Below are 23,341 nucleotides of genomic sequence, written 5' to 3' on the forward strand. Positions count from 1 at the left end.
GCTGTATGAGCGAAAACGCCTGGGTTGTTTTTACCCCCTCCGGTAAACGCGGGGAGTTTCCTGTTGGCACACCATTATTGCAGGCAGCCCGTGATCTGGGCGTTGATATTGATTCGGTGTGCGGTGGCCGCGGTATTTGCGGCCGCTGTCAGGTCAACGTAGGTGAAGGGGAATTCGCCAAGCACAAGATTCGCTCCAGTGCCGATAGCCTGAGCCCGCTGTCAGAACCGGAACAGCGTTTTGCCCGCAAAAAGACTTTGCTCGACGGGCGCCGCCTTTCCTGCCACACCCGCTTACAAGGGGACGTGGTCATCGATGTTCCCCCGGAAAGCCAGGTGCACCGACAGGTGGTGCGCAAAGATGCCGAGGCAGTGGACATCAAGCTCGATCCTGTCCTCCACCTCTATTACATCAGTGTTAAAGAACCCTCCATGGAGCTGGTTTCCGGCGATAGCGAGCGCATATTGGAAGCGCTGGCAGAGCAATGGCAGCTGACGGATTGCTTTATTACCTCCTGGCTGCTGCCCAAAGTACAGCCAACCTTGAGAAAGAGCGACTGGAAAATAACCGTGGCGGTGCGCGATGGCCGCGAGGTGGTGGCCATGTGGCCCGGCTTCTACGAACGCCTCACCGGCATTGCTGTGGATCTGGGTTCAACCACCATTGCCGCGCATCTGTGTGATCTGAGCAGCGGCGAAGTGCTGGCTTCAGCGGGCACCATGAACCCGCAAATTCGCTTTGGCGAAGACCTGATGAGCCGGGTTTCCTACAGCATGATGAACCCTGGCGGTGCGGCTGCCATGACCAAGGCGGTCAGAGTCGCCATTGCCGGGCTGTTTGATAACCTGTTGGCCCAGGCCAATGTGGATAAAGACAGCCTGCTTGAAGTGGCCCTTGTCGCCAACCCCATCATGCACCATCTGCTGTTGGGCATTGACCCGGTAGAACTGGGTGGCGCTCCCTTTGCGCTGGCAGTGGATGGCGGAGTATCCATAGGCTCCTACATTCTCAACCTGGGCATGGCCGATGGCGCACGCATGTATCTGCTGCCCTGCATCGCAGGCCACGTGGGCGCTGATACCGCCGGCATGGTGCTATCGGAAGCGCCCCAGGAACGCGACTGCATCAGCCTGTTGGTAGATGTGGGCACCAACGCCGAAATCGTGCTTTGCAATCACGGCAAGCTCTATGCGGCATCCAGCCCCACCGGCCCGGCCTTTGAAGGTGCCCAGATATCCTGCGGGCAACGAGCCGCGCCGGGAGCCATCGAGCGTTTTCGCATCGACCGCGAAACCCTGGAGCCCCGCTACCAGATTATTGGCAGTGAACTGTGGTCGGATCAGACCGGCTTTGCCAGTACTCTTGAAGGTACTGGCGTCACCGGCCTGTGCGGCAGCGGCATTATCGAAGCCATCGCCGAGCTATATTTATCGGGAATCATCGACCAGGACGGGGTTTTCGACGTCAGCCTTGTGGAACGCTATGACCGCGTTGAACAAGACGGCCGCACCTGCCGCTACCGCCTCACCGACGGCGAGCGCCCTCTGTACATTACCCAGAACGACATCCGCGCTATTCAGCTGGCGAAAGCCGCTCTCTACGCCGGCATCAAACTGTTGATGTCTCGCGCCGGTGTTGATCACGTGGATCGCATTCGTCTGGCAGGGGCATTTGGCGCTCATATCGATGTCACTTACGCCATGGTGCTGGGTTTGATTCCCGACTGCGACCTCAGCAACGTATCAGCAGCAGGCAATGCCGCAGGTACCGGCGCACGTATCGCACTGCTCAGCGGTGAATGCCGCCGCCAGATTGAGAGCCAGGTAAAAGACATTGAGAAAGTAGAAACCGCCCTGGCTCCGGAGTTTCAGCAACACTTTGTGGAAGCCATGGCCTTTCCCCACAAAACCGACAGCCATGAAAACCTGGAAAAAGTAATGACACTGCCTGTGCCAAAAGTCAGTACTGCCGGTGAGGGCAGGCGCAGACGGCGTAAAAGAGGATAACCATACAGTAGCCCGGGTAAAGCGCAGCGGAACCCGGGATCAACTCCGTAAAAAGAAAAACCCGGGTTTCGCTACGCTCCACCCGGGCTACATGTCATTCAAGAAAGCAGTAATCAAGACCGCAATGCTGTTCACTTAAGCCTCCAAACCAACATTTTGTCATCCTGAGGGAGCGAAGCGACCGTAAGGATCTCACAACTATCAAAGTCTGAGATCCTCACGTCGGCTTTGCCTCCTCAGGATGACGGTGTTTTTAATTCACACCATTCGGGATGACGAGGCATTAAGTGAACATCACGACCGGGGCTTTTTATTCTCCGGATCATAAAGCGGGCCATAGCCCACCGCCTCTACCGTTACCGCATAGGTATCGCCAAAGTATTCAATGGCCAGCTGGCGACCTTTTTCACAGTGTTCGTAAGGCAGGAACCCCAGCGCAATGTTTTTGCCAATGCTGGGGCCAAACACGATGCTGGATGTGTAGGAGCGACGACCTTCTGAGTCGATCAGGGTTTCTCCGGTTTCCGGATCCAGAATCGGGCAATTGCCCACCGGATAACGAGCCACACCATCGGAATCGACGTTGTCGTTCATGGTGAGTGTGCAGAGGTAAGCGGGCTGGTGCTCGCGAGCGCGTTGTTCCAGCAGAGCTTCCTTGCCAAAGAAGTCCGCCGCCTTGACTTTCGGGCGCGCCAAATCCACTTCCAGCAAATTGTATTCAGTAAGAATGTCCGCGTTCTGCAGGCGCAGGCTTTTTTCCAGGCGGCGACTGTTGGCATAGGTTTCGATGCCCACCGGAGTAACACCCAACTCAAACAACGCATCCCAAAGCGCCAGTCCTTTGTCGATCTCGAAATGAATCTCCCAACCCTGTTCGCCCACGTAAGAGATGCGGAAAAACAGGTACTCTTGACCACCGATACTGATATTGCGCAACCCGGCGAAGGGGAAGTTTTCCTGACTCAGTGCAGCAGGATCATCAACGATTTTTTCCAGTGTGGCGCGAGCGTTCGGACCCCATACCCCCAGACAACCGTATTGCTGAGTGGCGTTTTCAACATTGACCTCAAAGCCCTTGTCCTGAGCCATGCGCCGCAACCACACCAGGTCGCGGTGACCGGCATCGCCACCGTCGATAACCCGGTAATGTGTCTCCCCCAGACGCAATACGGTCAGGTCTGCACGCACGCCGCCGATGTGGTCGAGGAAGTGGGTATACACCCCCTTGCCCACTGGCGTGTCGCCGCCCACCTTGGCAACACAAGCAAATTCCATCAACGCTTCGGCATCGGCACCAGTGACATCGATAATGGCGAAGTGGGACAGGTTGATCATGCCCACGTCGTCGGACATTTTCAGGTGCTCCGCATTGGACACCCGGAAGAAGTGGCGGCTGTCCCACTCGGCTTCGCGAACCGGCACCCGATCACCGTATTCTTCCAGCAGGTGTTCATTGCTGGCGTAACCGTGGGCGCGCTCCCAACCGGCTAATTCCATAAAGTAACCACCCAATTCCACCTCGCGCTCGTAGAACGGGCTGTGGAATTTACCACGCCCTTTGGTATAGGGCTCACGGTTGTGAACCGGCGGGTTATAGATTTTAAACGCCGACTCGTAGCAGCGATCGTAAATGTATTGTTCTTCGCATTGGAAAGGATAGTGGCGCGCCACGTCGATACTGCTGTGATCAAATTCGGTGCGGCCATCGGTCATCCAGTCGGCAATCACCTTGCCGGCACCGGGGCCGTCTTTTACCCATACGGATACGCAGTACCAGAGACCGCGAACATTGGACGATTCGCCCATGGACGGGCCACCGTCCGAAGTTACCTGCAACAGGCCATTAAAGGAGTACTTGTCGTCGTAACCCAGCTCTCCAAGGATAGGTGTGAGTTCCATGGCGCGCTCCAGCGGCTCAATCACCTCCTCCAGTTCCAGATCACGCTGAGAAGGCGACAGGCGTGCTTCTTCCTTTTCAAGAATATCCCGCGGGTGGCACAAGCGCGGTTCTTTTTCTTCGTAGTAGCCCCACTCCAACTGCCCACCTTCGGAGGTTTTCGGGTCGCCGGTATCGCGCAGATAAGCGGAGTTACCCTGGTCGCGCAGCAGCGGGTAGCCAATCTCTTTTTTGGTATTGGCAAATTCGTCAAACGGTTTGAAGAAGGTCAGCGGGTGATCCACTGGCATAATCGGCAAGTCTTCACCGGCCATTTCCGCAATCAGCCGCCCCCAGAGTCCGGCGCAGACCACCACGTGATCGGTTTCGATATAACCACGCTCTGTTTCCACCCCTTTGATGCGGCCGTCTTCAATACGCAGGCCGGTACAGGATGTATTAGCAAAGGTTTTTAACTTGCCAGTCTGCTCTCCGGCCTCTACCAGGTCAGCACAAACCGTCTGAGAACGGGGAACCACCAAACCAGCGTCCGGATCCCACAGAGCGCCCTGAATCAGATCTTCTTCCAGCAGAGGAAATTTCTGTTTGGCTTCAGCGGCACTGATCAGCTCACAGCGGTTGCCAAACGCTTTACCGGAAGTGACCCGGCGGCGCAGTTCGTCCATGCGCTCATCGTCGCCTTTGCGCGCTACTTCAATTCCACCGATGCGCTCATAGCGGCCCATTTTTTCGAAGAAATCGATGCTGTAGTTGGTGGTGAACATGGTCATCTGATCGTGTGCGGTGGTAAAGCAGAAATCAGATGCGTGTGCGGTGGAGCCAATGTCAGTGGGAATCGCGGACTTGTCGATACCGACAATATCGTCCCAGCCCCGTTCAATCAGGTGGTGCGCAATAGAGGCGCCGACGATGCCCCCTTGACCGATAATGACTACCTTCGCACTTTTGGGAAAACTGGACATGATGGTGGCACCTCTAAGTTGGGTTTGGCCGCAAACAGCCACATGCTGGCAAACTGGAAAAGCCTAATTTATCGAGCCACCGGCCTCTTAACTGTGAACGACATTTGGATATTCAACCATTATGATTCCACACAACCTGAACAGAGTGAATTGGGTATTGCTTGCTGTGACACGCCGCCTTTCCTATGAAAAGAAAGCCTTCCCTGGAGGCTCGAGGCCAGCATCCATGCTGGCCACGGTCACAGCAAGCAATAGCCAATTCATGCCTACCAAGAACCCAGACCTTCTTTTACCGACACACTAAATCGGATAGCGCTCAAGAATCTCCGGCCCCAAGGCCGACTTTAATGGCTCCAGCCAGGGCTCAAAATGGCGCCACTGCTCCAGCCCGGATTTGTAGATAGGCTGGCGTACTTGCTCAGAACTGGCGGTGCGCACCGAACGCTTGGTTTTGTGATGTTCCAGGCAGGCCTGTTCAAAGGGCAGCCCCAGATAGTCCAACATTCTTCGCACCTGAGTTTCCGTATCAGCAACCACATCCTCATATTCGACCCGCAGAATCTGGCCGGGTAACACCCGATCCCAGTGATCCATGAGTTTGACGTAATCGCGGTAATAACTGCCCACCTCGTGAAGGCCGTAGGTAAATTCCTGACCCTCGGCAAACAGCTGTTTAAAACCGCTGAAACAACAGGCCATGGGGTGGCGGCGAGCGTCGATGATTTTGGCATTGGGCAGAATCAGTTTAATCAGCGCTATATGGCGGAAGTTGTTGGGCATTTTGTCGATGAAAAAGGGCGCGTCTTCGCGATGGATGCGAGTATCATCAATAAAATGCTGGCCCAGCTCCTGCAATTTGTCTTCGCCAAGCTCCTTGAGAATGGCCGGGTAAAGCCCGTCCTTGCCCGTGCGGCCACGGCCACGCAAGCGGTGCGCATAAGACAGAATATGAGGTAATTCGAGGGTGCCATCTACCTGGCTGTGGGAGGCCAGTATTTGTTCAAGCAAGGTGGAACCGGCGCGGGGCAAGCCAAGAATAAAAATGGGGTCAGGTGCTTCGCAGCCTTTGCGGCCATCGAATAATTCCGCTGTACAGTATTTTTCCTGATCCGCCAACGCCTCGGTCATGGTGTCAGCGCTGTAGCGACTTTGGCGGCGCTGCAGTTCGTTGCCTTCCCGGTAGTAATGCATGGCCTGCTCATAATCTTGTTTGTCTTCATGGGCCTTACCCAGTGCAAAACAAAAGTACACGCGCTGCTGGTGTGGCAGGTCGCTTTTTTGTTGCTGCTCAGTCATGGCTGCCAGCTCTGCGTCACTGAAGCGATAGGTCTTCAGATTGGCCAGGGAATAATAAGCATCGCCATGGTTGGGCCTGGCGCGATAAGCGGCCTGGTAGGAGGCAACCGCTTCCTCGTGGCGGCCAAAGGTTTTCAGGGCATGGCCCTGGGAGGTAAGCGTGGCAGGGTCTTCAGGTAGTTTTTCCAGCACTTTTTCAAAATAGTGAAAGGCCTCCTCATAGTCCCCGGTTTGCATACTCTCTATGGCGAAATGGGACTGGAACAGAGGGCTGTTGGGGTCGTTATCCAACAGGTGCTGGGCCTGCTCTCGAGACTTGGCAAATTTCTGCCGCTTGTGCAACACCTTGATGTAGTCCAGCCGCAATTGCACATTGTCCGGGTTAAATTCCACTGCACTTTCGAGCAAAAATTCCGCGTCCTCGTAGACACCGAAGCGTACACCTATCTCCGCGAGTAGCCGCATGGCCTCCGGGTGGTGTGGTGTTTTTTGCAGAAAATAGCGACAAAGGTTTTCGGCTTTCAGCAACCTGCCTTCATAGAGATGGTTGGTGACCGCAAAGAGTTCTTTGGGCAGTTCTCTTAAGCGCTGGGCCTGGGCGTAGGTCTGTCCGGCTTCCTGCTGCCGCCCAAGTGACTGGAGAATCTCACTTTGCCTGCGCCAGCTCGCCTCAAGAGCGGGATTAAATTCGGTTGCCCTGCGATAACAGGCCAGTGCCTGTTCATTTTTTTGCTGGCCGAACAACAGGTGCCCTTCTTCCTGATAAGCCCGACCAAAATCCGGAGCGAGCTGCTTGAGCCGGTTTAGAGTGGCATGCGCAGCGCTGGCATCTGACTGGTAGCGCTGACAAACAGCGAGCATATAAAGCGCATCGGTGTTATCCGGTGATTTTTCCAGGATAGGCTTCAGTGTCGCCAGAGCCGCCGCGAACTGTTTTGTCGAGATTTGTTTTTGGGCTTGCTGTATGGACTGGGCTATGGGGCTGCTGGTGTCTTGCACAAAAGGGCTCTCTTAAATTCGCGGCATACAACTGTCAGGAATGACTTACGTTGCTGTAAATAAAAAAGCGCCCCCGAGGGAGCGCTTTAATGGGTTAGACGACCCTAAGATAATTTATTTCCAGGGTCAATAATGCGGGTTACTGGAAATTAAAACCAAGCCGGAAACCGATGGTTCTGGGGCGACTCACGGTGACCCGCTGGCGGTCAAAGTTGAAGTTGCGAGCCAGCTCGGCGCGCTCGTCCGTCAGGTTGTCGATATAGACTTCGGCTGTCCAGGTATCAGTGGTAATACCGGCGGATACCGCAACCGTCAGCCAGTCATCGATTTCATCCCGGTTGATGCTGATAATGTCACTAAAGGATGAATCCGAATAAACTATCTGTGGCTGGAAGTGCGCGGTTGCGCCGCTATCCAGATCCCACTCGTAGCGAGCCCGAACGTTGAATTGGAAGTCTGGCGCAAAGGCCAGAGAGTCACCAATGGATACATCACCGGTCGGGGTGATCACCTCGGTAATTTCCGTATCCAGGAAAGAGAACGCACTGGTTACCGTCAAGCCGGGTACCGACTCAACCGCCCAGGTAATATCCCCCTCAAGGCCCAGAATTTCTGCATCGGCAGCGTTATCTGAAAACAGCAGGTTGGTAATGTTGGGGTCGAAAATAGTGGTTTGCAACCTTTCGATATCCAGGAAGAAAACATTACCGTTAAAGCGGACGCTGTTGTCCAGCAGTTCAGCCTTCCAGCCCAACTCCCAGTTGGTTACGTCATCCGTGTCAATTGCGAAAGGTACAGTAAATGCCTGACCGTTGATTGTTGCGGTGCTACCACCTGGCCTATTCAACAAACCTGGCCGGAAACCTTCAGACCAGGTTCCGTAAATCAGCACATCCTCGACTGGCTTCCAATTCAAATTAAACTTGAAAATGGTGCCGTCAGTAGCAGCCACATCTGGAGCACCAACATCACTGCGGCCAGGGTTGCTACCATCGGGCCCACGACCAAGGTTGTTACCGTCAATACCATCAAACAAGGTATCGAGGTTGTTAGAAAAGCCATTCTGGTCGACCGTTGCACCGAAGTTAAAGAATGAGCCATCGGCGCTACCGCGCAAATCAACTTCGATATCGTACCAACGGGCTCCAAAGGTAACCGTGAACTGATCTGAGATATCGTAGGAGACTTCACCGAAAGCACCCAACTGTTCATCAGTGCGCAGTACATCATTACGGAAAATACCACCCGCTGGGAAAGGAGTGGGACTGCTGGATGAGCCAGGTGTCGAGAAGTTGGGCCCGAACCCGACGTTGCCGTTAAATGCGATTGCCGCTTGAGAGCCAGGGTAGATAAAGTCGTTTAGCTCGCGCAGGGAAAGACTACTGTAGAAGGCACCGAAGGTGGCACGAAGGGGAGCATCCTGAGAAGTCAGGAAGCGGATTTCGTGGGTGCGGATCAGGGTGTCGCTGGTACTATCTACCAATAGATTGGGTGCTTGACAGGTTCCAGTAGGCGCTAACGCATCACCAGGGTATGTCACAGAACCATCACAGATGTAGTAGGGCAGATACTGAGCTGTAAAAAGATAGTCGGTATAGTCAACTTGCTGCTCAGTCTCCCGATCGGTGAAAGCACCGGTGTAGACCATGTCCAGAGCGCCGATTCGTCCGTTCAGAGTCCAGCTGGTGTTCTCGTAGTTGTCTTCCAACTCGTCGTTAGAGAAGCGTTCAATTTGCAAATCGCCCACATCTGGATCTTCAAAAAACACACCTTCTGAATCAATATCCTGCTGGGAATGTGAGACGGTCAAACGCCAATCTTCATTAAACTCATAAAGACCGGTTAAGCGGAAACCATTGTAGCTGGCATCGTTGAAATCTTCTTCAACTAACGCATCATTGGTAGCCTCAATGAAGTTAACACCATCGAAACTTATGCCAGGTATTTGTGTGGGCGATTGGAAGCCATCACGATCTGTACCTACTGGCACACCATTGGAGCGCACCACGTCTGCAGAGCGGAAACGCCCCGCATCTCGGGCACTTCTTGTTCCACGTACGTTATCGATGTAACCACCCTGGTTGTCCGCATAAACAACCGCACGGACAGCAAATTGATCGCTGACCGGGATGTTAATAACACCCTCAACGCTATTGCTTTGCTCGCCACCTGCGGTAAAGGAAGTACCCAGCTTAACGCTGCCTTCCAGTACATCCAGTTTGGGCTTGTTGGTAATCAAGCGTACGGTACCGGCCTGAGAGCTTGCACCGAACAGTGTGCCCTGCGGACCAGACAATACCTCTACCCGCTCCAGGTCAGCCGCGTACACATCGAGGTTACGCCCGGGCTGCGATACGGGTTGTTCATCAAGATATAAAGCAACGTTAGGAGCCAGACCGGCAACACCGGCGGTAGTCAGATTGGGTGTGGTGGAGGCAAGGCCTCGAATGTAAATGGTGGCTTGTCCAGGGCCGCTGCCCCCGGCGGTCACACCGGGCAATTGCACGAGGTAGTCAGTAAAAGTTTCGACCCCTAGCTGCTCAAGCGCCAACTCACCTAAAGCAGATACGGCAATGGGTACGTCTTGCAGGCTTTCGGAACGTTTGGTTGCGGTAACAACCACTTCCTCCAGCGTTGCATAACTTACTCCGGGTACAAAGGTGGCTGCAATAATGGCCGCAGACAATTTATTCTTGGCTAACATCTGATACCCCTCGGTTGTAATTAAATAATTATTACTGCAAAAACTCCCAGAACTCCTGAAAAAACAAAATCCACCATACACCAATGTTGTGTTAAAACAAAAAGCTAAACGGGCATAAGTAACTTTTAGACACAGCAAATACCGACCACGTGTTACCCGTAACACACATGGTCAAGCGTCTAAAAATTTGATGGTGAGAATAATGCGAAAAACATTCAAAAAATAGAAACCCATATAGGTAGTCATAACTTACCTGAAAGCGTCACTTTCATACACAATAACACCAACCCTTTTCTGTTCTTGTTCTGGCATATAGACGCCTATATGCTCCGCCTTCAGCGAAACATTGTTGTGAGAAGAACACAAATGAAAACCTACTCCATTGGCATCGATACCGGTGGCACGTACACCGACGCCGTTATCATGGACGCCCAAAGTCGCCGCCTGGTGGCCTCAGCCAAAGCCTTGACCACCAAAGGCGATCTCGCGCTGGGCGTCGGCGAAGCGCTGGAGAAAGTACTGGTATCCGCCGGAGAAACCATCGACCGCAGCGCTATCAACCTGGTATCTCTGTCAACCACACTGGCAACCAATGCTCTGGTGGAAGGCCACGGCTCGGCGGTGGGTGTATTTCTGATCGGCTTTGACGACGGCATGGCGGCACGCACACAAATTGCCAAAGCTGTGCCCAGCGCCAAGGTTTTCCGCATCCGGGGCGGGCACAAATACACCGGGCAGGAACAGGCCGCACTGGACACCAAAGCCATAGAAACTGTACTGGCTAACGAGGGCGCAAACCTGGATGCTTTTGCGGTTGCCTCACACTACTCCGTGCGCAACCCCAACCACGAGCGCCGCACCGAAGAACTGATTCACCAGATAACCGGCTGCCCGGTTACCGCCTCCTGCGATTTGTCCGCAGCTCTCGATGGCCCCAAACGCGCTCTTACCGCAACCTTTAATGCGCGAATTATTTCCCTGATTGTCGCCCTTGAGCAGGCCGTGCGCAGCAGCATGGCCAAACAGGGTATCGACGCACAATTGATGATCGTAAAAGGTGACGGTTCTATTGCCACTGCAGAATCGGTGATTGCCAAACCCATTGAAACCATTCTCTCTGGCCCTGCCGCCAGTGTTATTGGCGCGCGTTTCCTGGCCAATAAAGCGGACTTTGTGCTGTCCGATATTGGCGGCACCACATCGGACATCGCCACGGTGATCAACGGCTGGCCGAAACTCAATGAGCAAGGCTCAGAAGTGGGAGGCTTTCGCACTCTGGTGCGAGCCATCGACATGCAAACTTTCGGCTTGGGTGGCGACAGCAAGGCCGAAGTGGATTTTGAAGGGGTGGTTTCCCTGGGCAACAATCGCGTTGTGCCCATGTCACTGCTGGCGCATCGCTGGCCCCATATCGTGGATGAATTAGCCGCCGCACTGACAAAGAACAAGGGCATGCGAGGAGCTACCCACTACCTGCTGTTCCCGGAGGGCACAGAACCCGGCGTATTCCCCAACGACCTGAGCGCAGCAGAAAAAGATTTTCTGGCGAGGCTCAAGCCGGATAAACCAACGCTTTATAACGACGCCATATACGGCGCCGCTGACCGCTCGCGGGTTACGCGCCTGGTCAATCGCGGCATTATTCAGGAGTCCGGCTGCACCCCTTCCGATGCTGCTCACATACTGGGGCTGCAATCCCAGTGGTCGGCAAAAGGGGCGCAGCTGGCGTTTGAATTATTGGGCCGCGCCAATGGGCTCATCTCCGCCGATGTAGAAGCTGACGTTAACCGGCTCGCGCAAAAGGTACACGCCGCGGTAGCGGGTAAGAGTACCCGCCTGGTGGTGGAGACATTGGCCGGCAAAAAATTTGCTGACAATGACCCGCTGCTGTCTTCGGTAGCAAACAATACTCACCGGGTCAGCAACCTGAGGGTTTCCCTGGTACCGAACATAGATGTTATTGCCGTGGGCGGGCCTGCGGGGGTTTTCTATCCGGCCGTGGGCGAACGCCTGGGGTGCGAGGTGATCATTCCTCAAGACGCCGAGGTGGCCAATGCCATTGGCGCCGCCACCGGTTCAATCAAGGTTCAGAGCGTAGTGGAAATCACGCGTTCCGATGCCGGAGGGTACCTGATCCACACTCACGAGGAACCTGTAGCCTGCAGCTCAGGGCCAAAAGCCATCGACATGGCTCGCCAGCTGGCCCACGACCGGGCGCAGGCGGAATCAGAACTGATGGGTGGCCACTCCGGTGAAATAGAAATATCCGTCGATCGAATTGATGTCCCCGGCCTCGACGAGAGCATCAGCCTGGTGGCTGCAACAGTGACGGCTGAAGTGGTTAGTAAAGTCAAAGAAGGCTAGGGGCTGTTAACAATCATTTGATCGTTGCTGTTGCTCCTGAAAAGGCGTCAGGCAAGGCGTGAGGAGTGCGGTTTGGTTGCTCCAAATGAGCGACGAATAACACAGCATGACGCTTTTTCAGGGGCAACCCGAAGGGCTGGGCCCATTTTTTGCTCCAGCTGCGTTATCAGTCGCTTATGTAGAATAACTACACGGCACTCCTTCTGCCTTGCTGGAACAAAAAATGAACTCCAGCAGCAATGACCAAATGATTGTTAACAGCCCCTAGAAACTAAAAAAGCCCTTCTCCTTTTCGGAGAAGGGCTTTTCAGCGTTTGCTCTGACTACTTACTTAGAAACTATTGTCCTGAAATAAGTGTTCAGAAGCGATTAAGCGCCTTTGTTGGTTTTTGCCAGGTCCAGGTTGCGCTCAACATACAGCTTTTGGCTACCTACTTTGGTGGCGGTTTCCAGGTCTTTCACGCTGGCGTCAAAGTTGCCCAGTACAAAGTTCAGTACACCGCGGTTGTTGTGTGCTACAGACTGCTCAAAGCCAGATTCAACAGCGAGGTCGCAGTAGGCTTGTGCATTTTCCAGCTGGCCGCTGGCAACATAAGCAACGCACAGGTTGTTGAGGATCGGCGCGCGACGCAGGCTGCTTCCGGTATTTTCCAGTGCTTTGTGCAGCTTGGCGATACCGGCATCGTAATTGCCAGCTTCAACTTCGCGGGTGCCATGCACTTCGCGGTCAGAGGTGCGCAGTTGCATAGCCAGATCCTGATCAGCACTTACAGGCTGTACAGTGGCCAAACCAAGAATGAAAGTTCCTGCAACCAGGGACAGGGCGCGTACGGTAGATACTGAAGTAAATTTAGCCATTTTATCTGCCTCTCTATCTTTAAACTGTTGTGGTTAAGCGAGTTGTGGTTTTGTTGGCCGATCACTGCGATACGGTTGAGCGCATTCTAGGTTTGCCCCCTGCTTTCGACCTGATGAAATCCCATAAAAACCCTAAAAAAAACCTAATGAATTCCTGATGAACCCACATTTAGTCGCTGCAAGTGCTTATTTTTCCTTGATTTCAAAGGAATGAGCCTATACAACGGCCCTGTTTACCCATTTCCGGATACGCCATTTTTTTATGGATAGAAGTTTGATGGATGAAGATAACAACAGGCTGAGCTCACCCTTTGGTATCGGGCCACACCGGGTTGATCCCGGCGCCAATCGCATCACCAATGGCGAATACACCAGCGTTGTTGAACCCAAGGCAATGGCCGTTCTTTGCGTGCTGGCGTATCGCGCTGGGGAAACAGTCAGTCGGGAGCAATTGCTGCAACTGGTATGGCCTGGGCGAGTGGTGGTGGAAGAAACCCTGACCAGAGCCATATCCCAGTTACGAAATGCTCTGGGCGATTCCCCCAAAGAATCGAGCTACATCCGCACAGTGCCCAAACAGGGCTATCGCCTCGTCGCCGAGGTAAACACATTGGCGCCCGCCTCCAAGAGCGTTGCGACAGAGCCAACACCCAAACCCGTTGATCCGCCGTCACCCCCCACTGCAGAAGCGACCCGGCGACGCTGGTGGCCAGGCATTGCCATTGCGGCCGCTTTAGCTGCGGCACTGTGGCTACTCTGGCCAAGCACACTTACACCAATGGCACCAAAAACACCAACAGCCAAGCAACCGGTGGCAGTGGCAAGCGCGCGACCGTCGCTAGCGGTATTGCCATTCAGAAACCTGAGTGCAGACCCGCAAAGTGGTTATTTTGCCGAGGGGGTGAGCGAAGAATTGCTGGCGGCCCTGGCCAGTGTTCCGGGGTTGCGAGTACCTTCACGGCGCTCATCTTTTGCATTTAAGGGGCAGGACGTTTCCCTGGCAGAAATAGCCGATGCCCTTCAGGTGCGCCATATTCTCGAAGGCAGCGTGCGCCGCTCTGGCAACACCCTGCGCATCAGCGCCCAGTTGATTGACGCCAGCAGCGACAGCAACCTGTGGTCACGCCAGTACGAACGCGACCTGGATGGTGTATTTGCGGTGCAGCAGGAAATTGCCAACGAAGTGGCCAGTGTGCTGCAGGGCAAATTGTTGGCAAACAGCCAATCCGTTGAAATATCGCGCACCGAGAACATCCAGGCCTACAACGCTTATTTACAGGGCCTGTACTGGTGGATGAACGGCGACATCAGCGCCTGGTATTACCAGGCCAGAGATTCTTTCGAACACGCTGTCACCCTGGACCCGGACTTTGCGCCGGCCCACGCCGGGCTCGCCTATATCTATGCGCGTTCCAATTACTACAACAACTACCAGCCCATAGCCGTCACCGAAGAAAAAGCCAGGCAGGCCATTGAAAAAGCCCTCAGCCTGGACGACAGCTCGGTCAATGCCTACATTGCGCGGGCGGTGCTCGCCATGAGGGCAGCGGACTTCGACACCGCGCAGCGGGATTTACAGCGCGCAGTTGAACTGAACCCCAACGATTCCACCGCTCGCTTTCTGGAATCGGAGATGTGGCTGAAAAACAACCAGCCACTGCGAGCCCTGGCCGCCGCCGAAAAAGCCCTCAGCCTCGACCCGCTGTCCCCCTGGATCAACGTCAATATGGCGCTGATGCTGTTTCATCTGGATCGCAAAGACGATGCCGACACCATGATTGATCAGGCGCTGGCCATCGACCCGGACAACACCTGGGCACTGGCCTGGCGGGCCATTATTGCCCACTCTCGCGGCGCCATTGCACAGGCCATCAAAGCGATGCAAACCTGCGTAGAGGTCGACGCATCATCACCGGTGAATGCGGCCTATCTGGGTTTTTTATTTCTGGAGCTGGAAGAACATCAACAGGCTCAGGTCTGGTTTGAGCGCGCCGCCGCTTTACACGGCAACAGTGACGAAGCCCGGTTTTGGGCAGGGCTTACTGAGCGGGCAATCGCCAACCAACACCCGGAAACGGTCGTCGCCCTCGCCCCTCGTCTAGGGCGGGTGGAAGCAACCCCCTATTCCCTGGTACCCACACTGCACACAGCTTTTGCCAATGCTGAAAAGTATCAGCAGGGTATTGAGCTGCTGCGAAAAAGATATCCGGGGTTAACCTCTGCGAAAAACCCCACCGTTCGTATACACAATGTCGACGCCGCCATGGCCCTGAGTCATTTGTTGCAGGCCGCAGACAAGTCCGCCATCAACTTGACCGCTGCCATTGAAGAAACCATTAACACCTACCCCGCCTTATTGCGCTGGCAGGCGGTTGAAGCCCAGCTTTTGGCGCTCAAGGGTCGCCAGCAGGAAGCCCTGCAGTCACTCAAACAAGGCTTTGACCAGGGCTGGGTGAGGGACTGGTGGTCACTGCAGCACCACCCGGCACTACAGCAACTAACCGGCTTGCCGGAATATGCTGAATTGACCGCCAACATTCGTCAGCGAATTGCCGAGCAGCGACAATTGTTACCGGAGGTACTGGATGAGTGATCTTAAATGGCACCCTGGCGGCTGCCACTGTGGTGCTGTCAGGTACGAAGTAAATGTGCCCAACAGGCTTGAAGCGGAAGATTGCAACTGCTCCATCTGTGCCATGTCCGGCAATGTCCACGTGATTGTGCCAGCCTCTCGTTTCCGCTTGTTGAAAGGGGAAAACCAGCTCACGGAATATCGTTTTAATACCGGTGTGGCCCGCCATCTGTTCTGCAAAATATGCGGGGTAAAAAGCTATTACATTCCCCGCTCCAACCCGGATGGCGTCGCCGTCACCTGGCGCTGCCTGGACGATTGGCAAACACTGGATGTCACCGAGAATTCATTTGATGGCCAGAACTGGGAGGCCAATGCGGGGGCATTGGCTCATAAATCCAGGGACGGTGAGACTTAAAAAACGTCATCGCGAGCGCAGCGCGGCGATCCAGAGCCTCTACTGCGAAACCACTAGATTGCCGCGTCGCCTTTACTTTAAAAGAGAAAGGCTCCTCGCAATGACAACCACGCGGGGATCACGGTTATTTCGAGGCTTTCCGCCGGCTGCGCCTTACTCTGGGTGCCCCCGAAGCACTCCCCGCTTCCATATCGTATTCTTTGCGGTTCTGAGCGTGACTGCCGGTGGATATTTCACCCAGCTTGGCCACAACATTTTCCAGAGTCACTGCTTCGTCGCCGTCAATGGAATCCAGCGCCTGGCGCATAACGGCAATATGCTCCGGTGTGGTGCCGCAGCATCCACCCACTATCCGCGCACCGGCAGCCACCACCAGACGCACGTAGTCCGCCATTAACTCTGGCGTGCCATTGTATTTAATGGCGCCATCGACGTATTCGGGAATGCCACAATTGCCCTTGGCGATAATAATATCTTCGCTGCCGGAGGCATCTTTCATATTCAGCACTGATGCCACCAATTCCGCCGGGCCCACACCGCAGTTGGAGCCGTAGGCCGTCAGCGGGGTGGACGCCTCGTTGGCGTATCGAGCCAGGTCTGAAGGCATTACACCCATCATGGTTCGGCCATTGGTATCAAAGCTCATGGTGCAGACAATGGGCAGATTGGTTTTCGACGCCCCGGCTATGGCCGCTTGCACTTCTTCCATGGAGGACAGCGTCTCAATCCACAGAAGGTCCGCGCCGCCTCGCTCCAGAGCCAATGCCTGTTGTGCAAACGCCTGTTCTGCCTCGGCGATGGGAAAGGTACCCACCGGCTCAAGAATCTCTCCGGTTGGCCCCATGGAGCCAGCCACCAACACCTTGCGCCCGGATTTTTCCACTTCCGCCCTGGCAATAACCACAGCCTGCTCGTTGAGCTCGTCCACCGCATTATCCAGCTTGTGCAATTTCAAGCGGCAGGAAGTACCGCCAAAGCTGTTGGTCAGAACAATATCGGAACCGGCATCAATAAAGCGTTTATAGCTCTCGGCCACTCTGTCCCGGTGTTCCCTGTTCCATAATTCAGGCGAATCACCGGTTTGCAAACCCATCTGAAAATAGTTGGTTCCTGTAGCGCCATCCGCCAGCAGGCAGCCTTTTTCGTTTAACAATTCAGTTAACTGATTAGCCATTATTAAATCCGGAATTTCAGGTCAGAAAATACCCGCAGTGTAAACGGATTCACCCACAATAGTCAGCCAATTATTGGCATTTGCAATTGACCAAAAAACGAGGCATAAAACACCCTGAATCGCGGTTTATGCCGTGATGAGATATACCTTTGTCGCATATTAAATAGCAGTTTTTTTATGCACCACCATACTCTTAGTAACATTCACTTTTCAGGCAGCTTCCCATGAGCACTCGTAGACGCGCAGGCGGTGGTCGCGCCGCAAGAATGAAAGCACGGCAGGATAATACGGTTTCCACACCCCCTTTCATTACACGAAAAATTTCCCCTTTCGAAGTGCTGGATGAAGAAGCCATCAGCATTATCGAAAATAACGCCGACACCATTCTGGAAGAAATCGGCATTGAATTTCGCGATGACCCGGAAGCACTGGACGTATTAAAACAAGCGGGCTGTACCGTGGAAGGGGAGCTGGTGCGTTTCCCCCGCGGAATGTGTCGAAAAATCATTTCAGAAAACGCCCCTTCGCAATTTACCCAGTGCGCACGTAACCCTGAAAAAAATGTGGTTATTGGCGGCAAAAATACCGTGTTTGTTCCGGGCTACGGTTCTCCCTTTGTTCGCGATCTGGACAATGGCCGCCGTTACGCCACCCTGGAAGATTTCAAGAATTTTGTAAAACTCGCTTACATGACGCCCTACCTTCATCACTCTGGCGGCACCATTTGTGAGCCGGTGGATGTTCCCGTTAACAAGCGTCACCTGGATATGGTGTATACCCACATGCGCTACAGCGACAAGCCATTTATGGGCTCTGTCACTCACCCGTCACGGGCGGAAGATACGATAGCGATGTGTAACATTTTGTTCGGCGAGGAATTCGTCCAGCAAAACACCGTGACCGTCAATCTGATCAACGCCAACTCCCCCATGACCTTCGACGACACCATGCTGGGGGCGGCAAAAGTTTACGCGCGCAACAACCAGGCCTGTGTGGTGTCTCCGTTCATTCTTGCCGGCGCCATGTCTCCAGTAACCGTGGCCGGCACGCTGTCGCAAATTCTCGCCGAGGTATTGGCCGGGGTTACCTTCATACAGCTGTACGCGCCGGGTGCACCTTGTGTATTCGGCACCTTTGCCAGCTCTATTTCCATGCAGTCCGGCGCCCCGACCTTTGGTTCACCGGAGCCCGCTCTGGTGCTCTACGGCGCCGCTCAACTGGCACGCAGACTGGGCCTGCCCTTCCGTTCCGGTGGTGCGCTGCCCGCGTCGAAAATCTCCGACGCCCAGGCCGCCTACGAAACCGCCAACACCTTGCAACCTACCCTGCTGGCCGGCGTCAACTTTGCCCTGCACTCAGCGGGCTGGTTGGAAGGCGGCCTGACCATGGGCTACGAAAAGTTTGTGATGGATATTGATCAGCTCGGCATGCTGCAGAAGTTTGCCCAGGGCGTTGATCTTTCCGAAAACGGACAGGCCCTGGATGCCATCCGCGAAGTGGGCCCCGGCAAACACTTCCTGGGCTGTGAACACACCCAGAAGAACTTTGAAACGGCGTTTTATCGATCGTCCATCGCCGATAACAACAGTTTTGAACAATGGCATGAAGAAGGCGAACTCGACGCCACCCAACGGGCCAACCAGCTGTACAAAACCATGCTGTCGGAATACCAGATGCCGGAGCTGGACCCGGCTATCGATGAAGCTCTGCTTGCCTATGTAAAACAGCGCAAGTCTGAGTTTCCCGACGGTAGCGAATAACAACTGTAACTAATCGTCATCGCGTCAAATTGGCTGGAAAGCCAATTTGACGCCGCAGGCGGCCTTAGGCCGAAGCGCCATGGATGGTGCGAGTCAACAGCAAAGTGACTGCGGTTATCTCCATCTACAACGTGTCAAAACCGGGAGATTGCCGCGTTGACTATGCAATTCACCGCGCTACGTCCACGATTATTCAGGCCGTTCTATTTCAATTCGATAGGCCTACTTAGGACAATGCTACGGCGCGGAAATCACATTGATAACTTCTCCGGTTTTAGAATCAAGAAATACTTTTGCAGCATAATGTGACCCTAAACTTCCTTCTGGAAGCTGACTATCAAACATCACCAATATCTGATTATCATTTTCCCTTACAATTATTTTGGCTCCATTAGGGACAAATATTTGATCCTTTATTGCATTGTAGGCCTGATCAGCATGGTGCAACCTTCTTTCACCAGCATCATCGTAAGAACTTACATCTGAATCAATAGAAACAGCTCCATTTTTTACGAACAGTGAGCTTAAAGAAAACTCAGTTATATCTTTCTTAAACTCTTTCACCGAATCTAGATTTTTTTGTTCAGACTTATGCAAATCAATCACCCTTTCATTCGCAAAACTTGGATTTTTATTTTTTTCTTCATTACTCTCATACATTTTCGAACCAAAAATAGTAATAAAAAAAACTAAAGCAGAAAATAACAAAATATAAATCGGCCATTTCTTCATTGCGGAGTACTCCTACGCTGAGGACCGGAATGATAAATCATCCATGGCCCATTTAAATTATAAAATGGTGGGATAGACCCACTACCAGAAGGAGACTCAATATAATCAGCGACAAGCCCGACAACACCAACAGTTGGAGATGAATGGAAAGTATTATCGGCTGAAGAAGGCCCTATGGGTCTTGTGCCATTTCTGTATCTAGTCGGTGTATGCCCATGAAAAAAAGCAACAGTGTACGTAACTGTATCCAAAGGGGTTGGTGAAGAATTGCTATCGGATGGCTTAGGGCCTGGTGTTAATGTTGCTGTGGTGTTATTTGGGACTACTGCCCCTAGAATGGTACTTCCTATTTCATAGCTTCTAGTATTGGTGTTTAATTGAATCCAGAACCCCTCCTCTCTCCTACTTGTTGACGTTGTAGCATTCAATATACTTGACCATGAATTACTTACTGCGCTTGCAACTGATGAATCCGCAGATATTCGATTAAAATCTGGGAAATTCATAGTCAATGAACTTTCAGATGACGTATATGTAGCATTGTCAATTGTAACTGTCGCTCTCACCTTAAAGTTCCCTGCCACTTTAGCATAGTCTGAAAAAGTATCTGTTTGTCCATTTTGAAGCGTATACCACGTAGAAGATCCATTTCTCTTAATTTCGAAATGATAGTTAGATGCCGAAACTGAACTTGGTGTCAAATTTGTGCTTACTGAATAATTATCTAGCAAAGTCAAGCTAGAAGGAACTGTTATTGAAATTGATGGCGTCACGACACTCGCTGTTCTTGAAGCTGACGCTAAAGTCAATAGTGGATTACACGTACACCTCACCACATCTGAAACCGTATAATTCCCAGCACTACTGTATGTTTTGCTAAGCGAAAAACTGGCATTGGATGACTGTATTAAAGATGACTGTCCATCACCAAAGCTAAGATTATGGACAAAATTCCTGGGTATAAAAGGAATCATGGGGTGGCTAATATCCACACAAGTACTGGTGCTGGCGCTACTGGTAATGGTCACAGGCTGCCCTACAGTGGTATTTGCAATAGGATTGATAACATAGCCTGAGACCGAACCAAGGCAGCCAAACAAGCAATTAACGCCAAAGTACTCAGGCGAAATAAACAACACGTTCGATGGCTTATCGAAACCCAGCATCGGCACCAGCTTCATTGCTTCTGCCGATTCCTTCAAAATCAGGTTTCTTCTGCGCAAGCTGTCATAAGTGACGGCATCTGGACTGGGAACTCCATTATCAGAGATAAGAAACCTTGCCATATCTGCATCAAAGCGAATAGCGCCGTATGGCGTACCTTTAATACGTGTATAAGCTATAGATTCCAAGTCCCCGTAAATGTAAGACGCTAACGGTGAGTTTATATAGGTGTAGGGGGTACGCTCATCACTGCCTATGGCAGGGTCAGGATCATTGGCTTTGTAGTTGGACGATACTATATGCTCAGAATCCATATAGACATCACTTAACCGCCCTAAAGTATCGTATTGAAACTGTACATTTCTGCCTGGCGTGTCGATGCTTTTAGGCCGGCCCAATTTGTCATAAGAGAATAGCGTTTCCCCATCGCTTCCAGTGACTTTCAAAAGTTCATTGCGAGCACCGATCTTTAGTTTTTGCTTGATACTGCCCTCGCCGCCATCTGCCGCCACAATCGTTATTTCAGTAAAGTTGGCCGCATCATCATAATTCATATGGTAGTCAGCGGTTACTTGCTGATCTTCTTTGGCCAAAGCGTAGCGACCATAACTTCTCAAGCCATTAGGGCTGTAATTAAATTCTCCCTTTGAACTGACCCCATCTTCTGCATTGGAAATCTCTATGACTTTGCTATTGTTATCATAGCCAAGAGCCAGAGTGTGACCATCTGCTTCTAGTCTGATAATTTGCCCGATATCATCCGTTTTAAAACCAATCTCTTTTCCGTTAAAAGAAAGAGCGTTTAAATCGCCATCTTCATTATATCCATAGCCCCTTACTCCCTTTTCGTCCAGAGCGCTGATGACACGATCATAGTGATCATATTGATACTTTTTAAACGCCTCGCCGTTTTTAGTAGTGGCAATCAGATTACCATTAGTGTCATATTCAAATACTTGGTTTGTAGCCGGATTATTGGGCGAGACTATCTTGGCAATATTTCCCGCCTTGTTGTAGTGCAGATTGGCAAATGCCTTTTCGTTATAAGAAAGCGAGGAAACTGTTAGATCTCTGTCGATATTGAGCTGACTCACAGTACCTGACCAATCTCTGGCAGCGGATGTTAAGCCGGTTTCGTGGTGCCAAAGTTTGGCAGTTTGAGAAAGGCTATTAGTTACTTTGGTAGATCGCTTCTTATATTCAAACACTGAGTTGTCAGACTGACTTTTGACGCGGGATATTTTTCCATCGCCGTTCGAAGAAACTTTTAGAATTGCTATATTTCTTGGGTCGACGATCTTCGCTAAAATATCTGTATCGCTATATTTGAACACCCACTTAGAACCGCTCAGATCCGTTAATTCAGAGAGCAGCCCTTGTTCGTTGTAGTTATATTTAACTTCCTGACCACCATCAATTTTGATTTTTTTGATCAGGCCTTTTTCATTGCGTTTGATCGTAACCACTCGACCAGAACCACTTACAACTCGATGCAGCAAACTATTTTTATACGAGAGTTCGAGATAAGAGCCATTTTCGTGTGAAACTCTAGTCAGTAAAAACTTACTCTTATACTTGGTAAATAACTTCTGCAGGCCATTTACCGTTAGAGTTATTGATGGGCCATTCTTCAACCCACCTTCAATACCCGTCAGGTGGGGATATTCAGAATATAATTTCCTGCCATTTTTAAGCAGCTTGTACTCAGAGTTTGTACTGTCTCGATAGAAAAACGTTTCGCCAACTTTCTCTAGCTGTTCTACAAATGAGAGCTTCCACCCCGGCCCGAAGTCTTCTGATGTGGTCTTGCTTGAATCATAAACCCGCCCCACTACAAGCGGCATTCGATCAACCACTACCTTGTCACGTGTCAGAAACGTTAAATTTCCCTTGGATACATTTACGTAGTTCATCTGAACGCCGTAAAAAGGGCTTTGTTCGTTCGGAAACAAGATATTTGAGCGTCTTCGCGAGGAAAGCTCATTCACTGCATCGAGTGCACCATCCAATACAGCATCTTTATAGGCTTGCTTGGCGGCCTCGTCTTTCAAATCTTCTGGAATCTGGACTTGCAGACCACTTGCACAAACTATATTTGTGCAGAGAAGCAAAACTAAGGAAAGCAATGTACGCATAATAAACTCCTTGTAACCTCATAATTGGGCGATAAACCTGAACGCCCAATACAAAACACCCCGCAATAAAGTCTATTGCGGGGTGTTTTGGTAATAGCAAGAGGATGTAACTATGTTATCTGATAGAACGAGTGTGCTCTGAACAAAGCCCACTCTTGAAAGGTCACCATAAATACAAAGTAGATTGCCCAACAATGTCCTATCACCCTATGATTTGGTTGGATTTGACTACCAGCCTATTCGGCCCGGCAATCCCTGTTACCAATCGGCAAGTGTAATTTACCGCATCACGTAGGTAGG

The 23,341-nt window shown here is 52.1% G+C and carries 12 protein-coding genes; 5 read left to right on the forward strand and 7 right to left on the reverse strand.

The window, feature by feature from the left end:
- Positions 1-5: 5 nt before the first annotated feature.
- On the forward strand, positions 6-2,006 hold the full coding sequence (locus tag QSV34_RS08515; RefSeq protein ID WP_289153746.1) for an ASKHA domain-containing protein: 2,001 nt from the start codon (positions 6-8) through the stop codon (positions 2,004-2,006).
- 294 nt (positions 2,007-2,300) lie between these two features.
- On the opposite strand, the gene QSV34_RS08520 is transcribed toward QSV34_RS08515, so the two are convergent.
- The 3 genes from QSV34_RS08520 to QSV34_RS08530 form a co-directional block, all read right to left on the reverse strand.
- Positions 2,301-4,865 (reverse strand): FAD-dependent oxidoreductase, encoded by a 2,565-nt coding sequence (locus QSV34_RS08520; protein WP_289153747.1) that lies wholly within the window; start codon positions 4,863-4,865, stop codon positions 2,301-2,303.
- A gap of 300 nt (positions 4,866-5,165) precedes the next feature.
- Entirely contained in the window at positions 5,166-7,160 is a 1,995-nt protein-coding gene (locus QSV34_RS08525; RefSeq protein WP_289153749.1) for a tetratricopeptide repeat-containing sulfotransferase family protein, read from the reverse strand.
- Positions 7,161-7,299: 139 nt separating this feature from the next.
- Entirely contained in the window at positions 7,300-9,864 is a 2,565-nt protein-coding gene (locus QSV34_RS08530) for a TonB-dependent receptor (protein ID WP_289153751.1), read from the reverse strand.
- Positions 9,865-10,230: 366 nt separating this feature from the next.
- On the opposite strand from QSV34_RS08530, the gene QSV34_RS08535 reads away from it, so the two are divergent.
- Positions 10,231-12,228, forward strand: coding sequence for a hydantoinase/oxoprolinase family protein (locus QSV34_RS08535; protein ID WP_289153753.1), 1,998 nt, complete (start codon positions 10,231-10,233; stop codon positions 12,226-12,228).
- Positions 12,229-12,597: 369 nt separating this feature from the next.
- Here QSV34_RS08535 and QSV34_RS08540 read toward each other — a convergent pair whose 3' ends face one another.
- Positions 12,598-13,086, reverse strand: a complete 489-nt coding sequence (locus QSV34_RS08540; protein ID WP_289153755.1) for a tetratricopeptide repeat protein — start codon at positions 13,084-13,086, stop codon at positions 12,598-12,600.
- 262 nt (positions 13,087-13,348) lie between these two features.
- Here QSV34_RS08540 and QSV34_RS08545 point away from each other — a divergent pair, with 262 nt between their 5' ends.
- Positions 13,349-15,679, forward strand: a complete 2,331-nt coding sequence (locus tag QSV34_RS08545; RefSeq protein WP_289153757.1) for a winged helix-turn-helix domain-containing protein — start codon at positions 13,349-13,351, stop codon at positions 15,677-15,679.
- A complete protein-coding gene (locus tag QSV34_RS08550; RefSeq protein WP_289153760.1) occupies positions 15,672-16,076 on the forward strand; it encodes a GFA family protein in 405 nt (134 codons plus the stop codon). The genes QSV34_RS08545 and QSV34_RS08550 overlap by 8 nt, the downstream gene beginning before the upstream one ends.
- A gap of 124 nt (positions 16,077-16,200) precedes the next feature.
- On the opposite strand, the gene bmt is transcribed toward QSV34_RS08550, so the two are convergent.
- Positions 16,201-17,250, reverse strand: a complete 1,050-nt coding sequence (bmt, locus tag QSV34_RS08555; RefSeq protein WP_289153762.1) for a betaine--homocysteine S-methyltransferase — start codon at positions 17,248-17,250, stop codon at positions 16,201-16,203.
- Positions 17,251-17,474: 224 nt separating this feature from the next.
- Here bmt and QSV34_RS08560 point away from each other — a divergent pair, with 224 nt between their 5' ends.
- Positions 17,475-19,010, forward strand: coding sequence for a trimethylamine methyltransferase family protein (locus QSV34_RS08560; RefSeq protein ID WP_289153764.1), 1,536 nt, complete (start codon positions 17,475-17,477; stop codon positions 19,008-19,010).
- 237 nt (positions 19,011-19,247) lie between these two features.
- Here QSV34_RS08560 and QSV34_RS08565 read toward each other — a convergent pair whose 3' ends face one another.
- Both QSV34_RS08565 and QSV34_RS08570 read right to left on the reverse strand, forming a co-directional pair.
- Positions 19,248-19,742 (reverse strand): hypothetical protein, encoded by a 495-nt coding sequence (locus QSV34_RS08565; protein WP_289153767.1) that lies wholly within the window; start codon positions 19,740-19,742, stop codon positions 19,248-19,250.
- Positions 19,739-23,041: a DUF6531 domain-containing protein gene (locus tag QSV34_RS08570; RefSeq protein WP_289153768.1), complete on the reverse strand. Its 3,303-nt coding sequence runs from the start codon at positions 23,039-23,041 to the stop codon at positions 19,739-19,741. The genes QSV34_RS08565 and QSV34_RS08570 overlap by 4 nt, the downstream gene beginning before the upstream one ends.
- Between the last annotated feature and the right edge of the window lie 300 nt (positions 23,042-23,341).

The sequence above is a fragment of the Porticoccus sp. W117 genome (assembly GCF_030341905.1).
Lineage (GTDB): Bacteria > Pseudomonadota > Gammaproteobacteria > Pseudomonadales > Porticoccaceae > SCSIO-12696.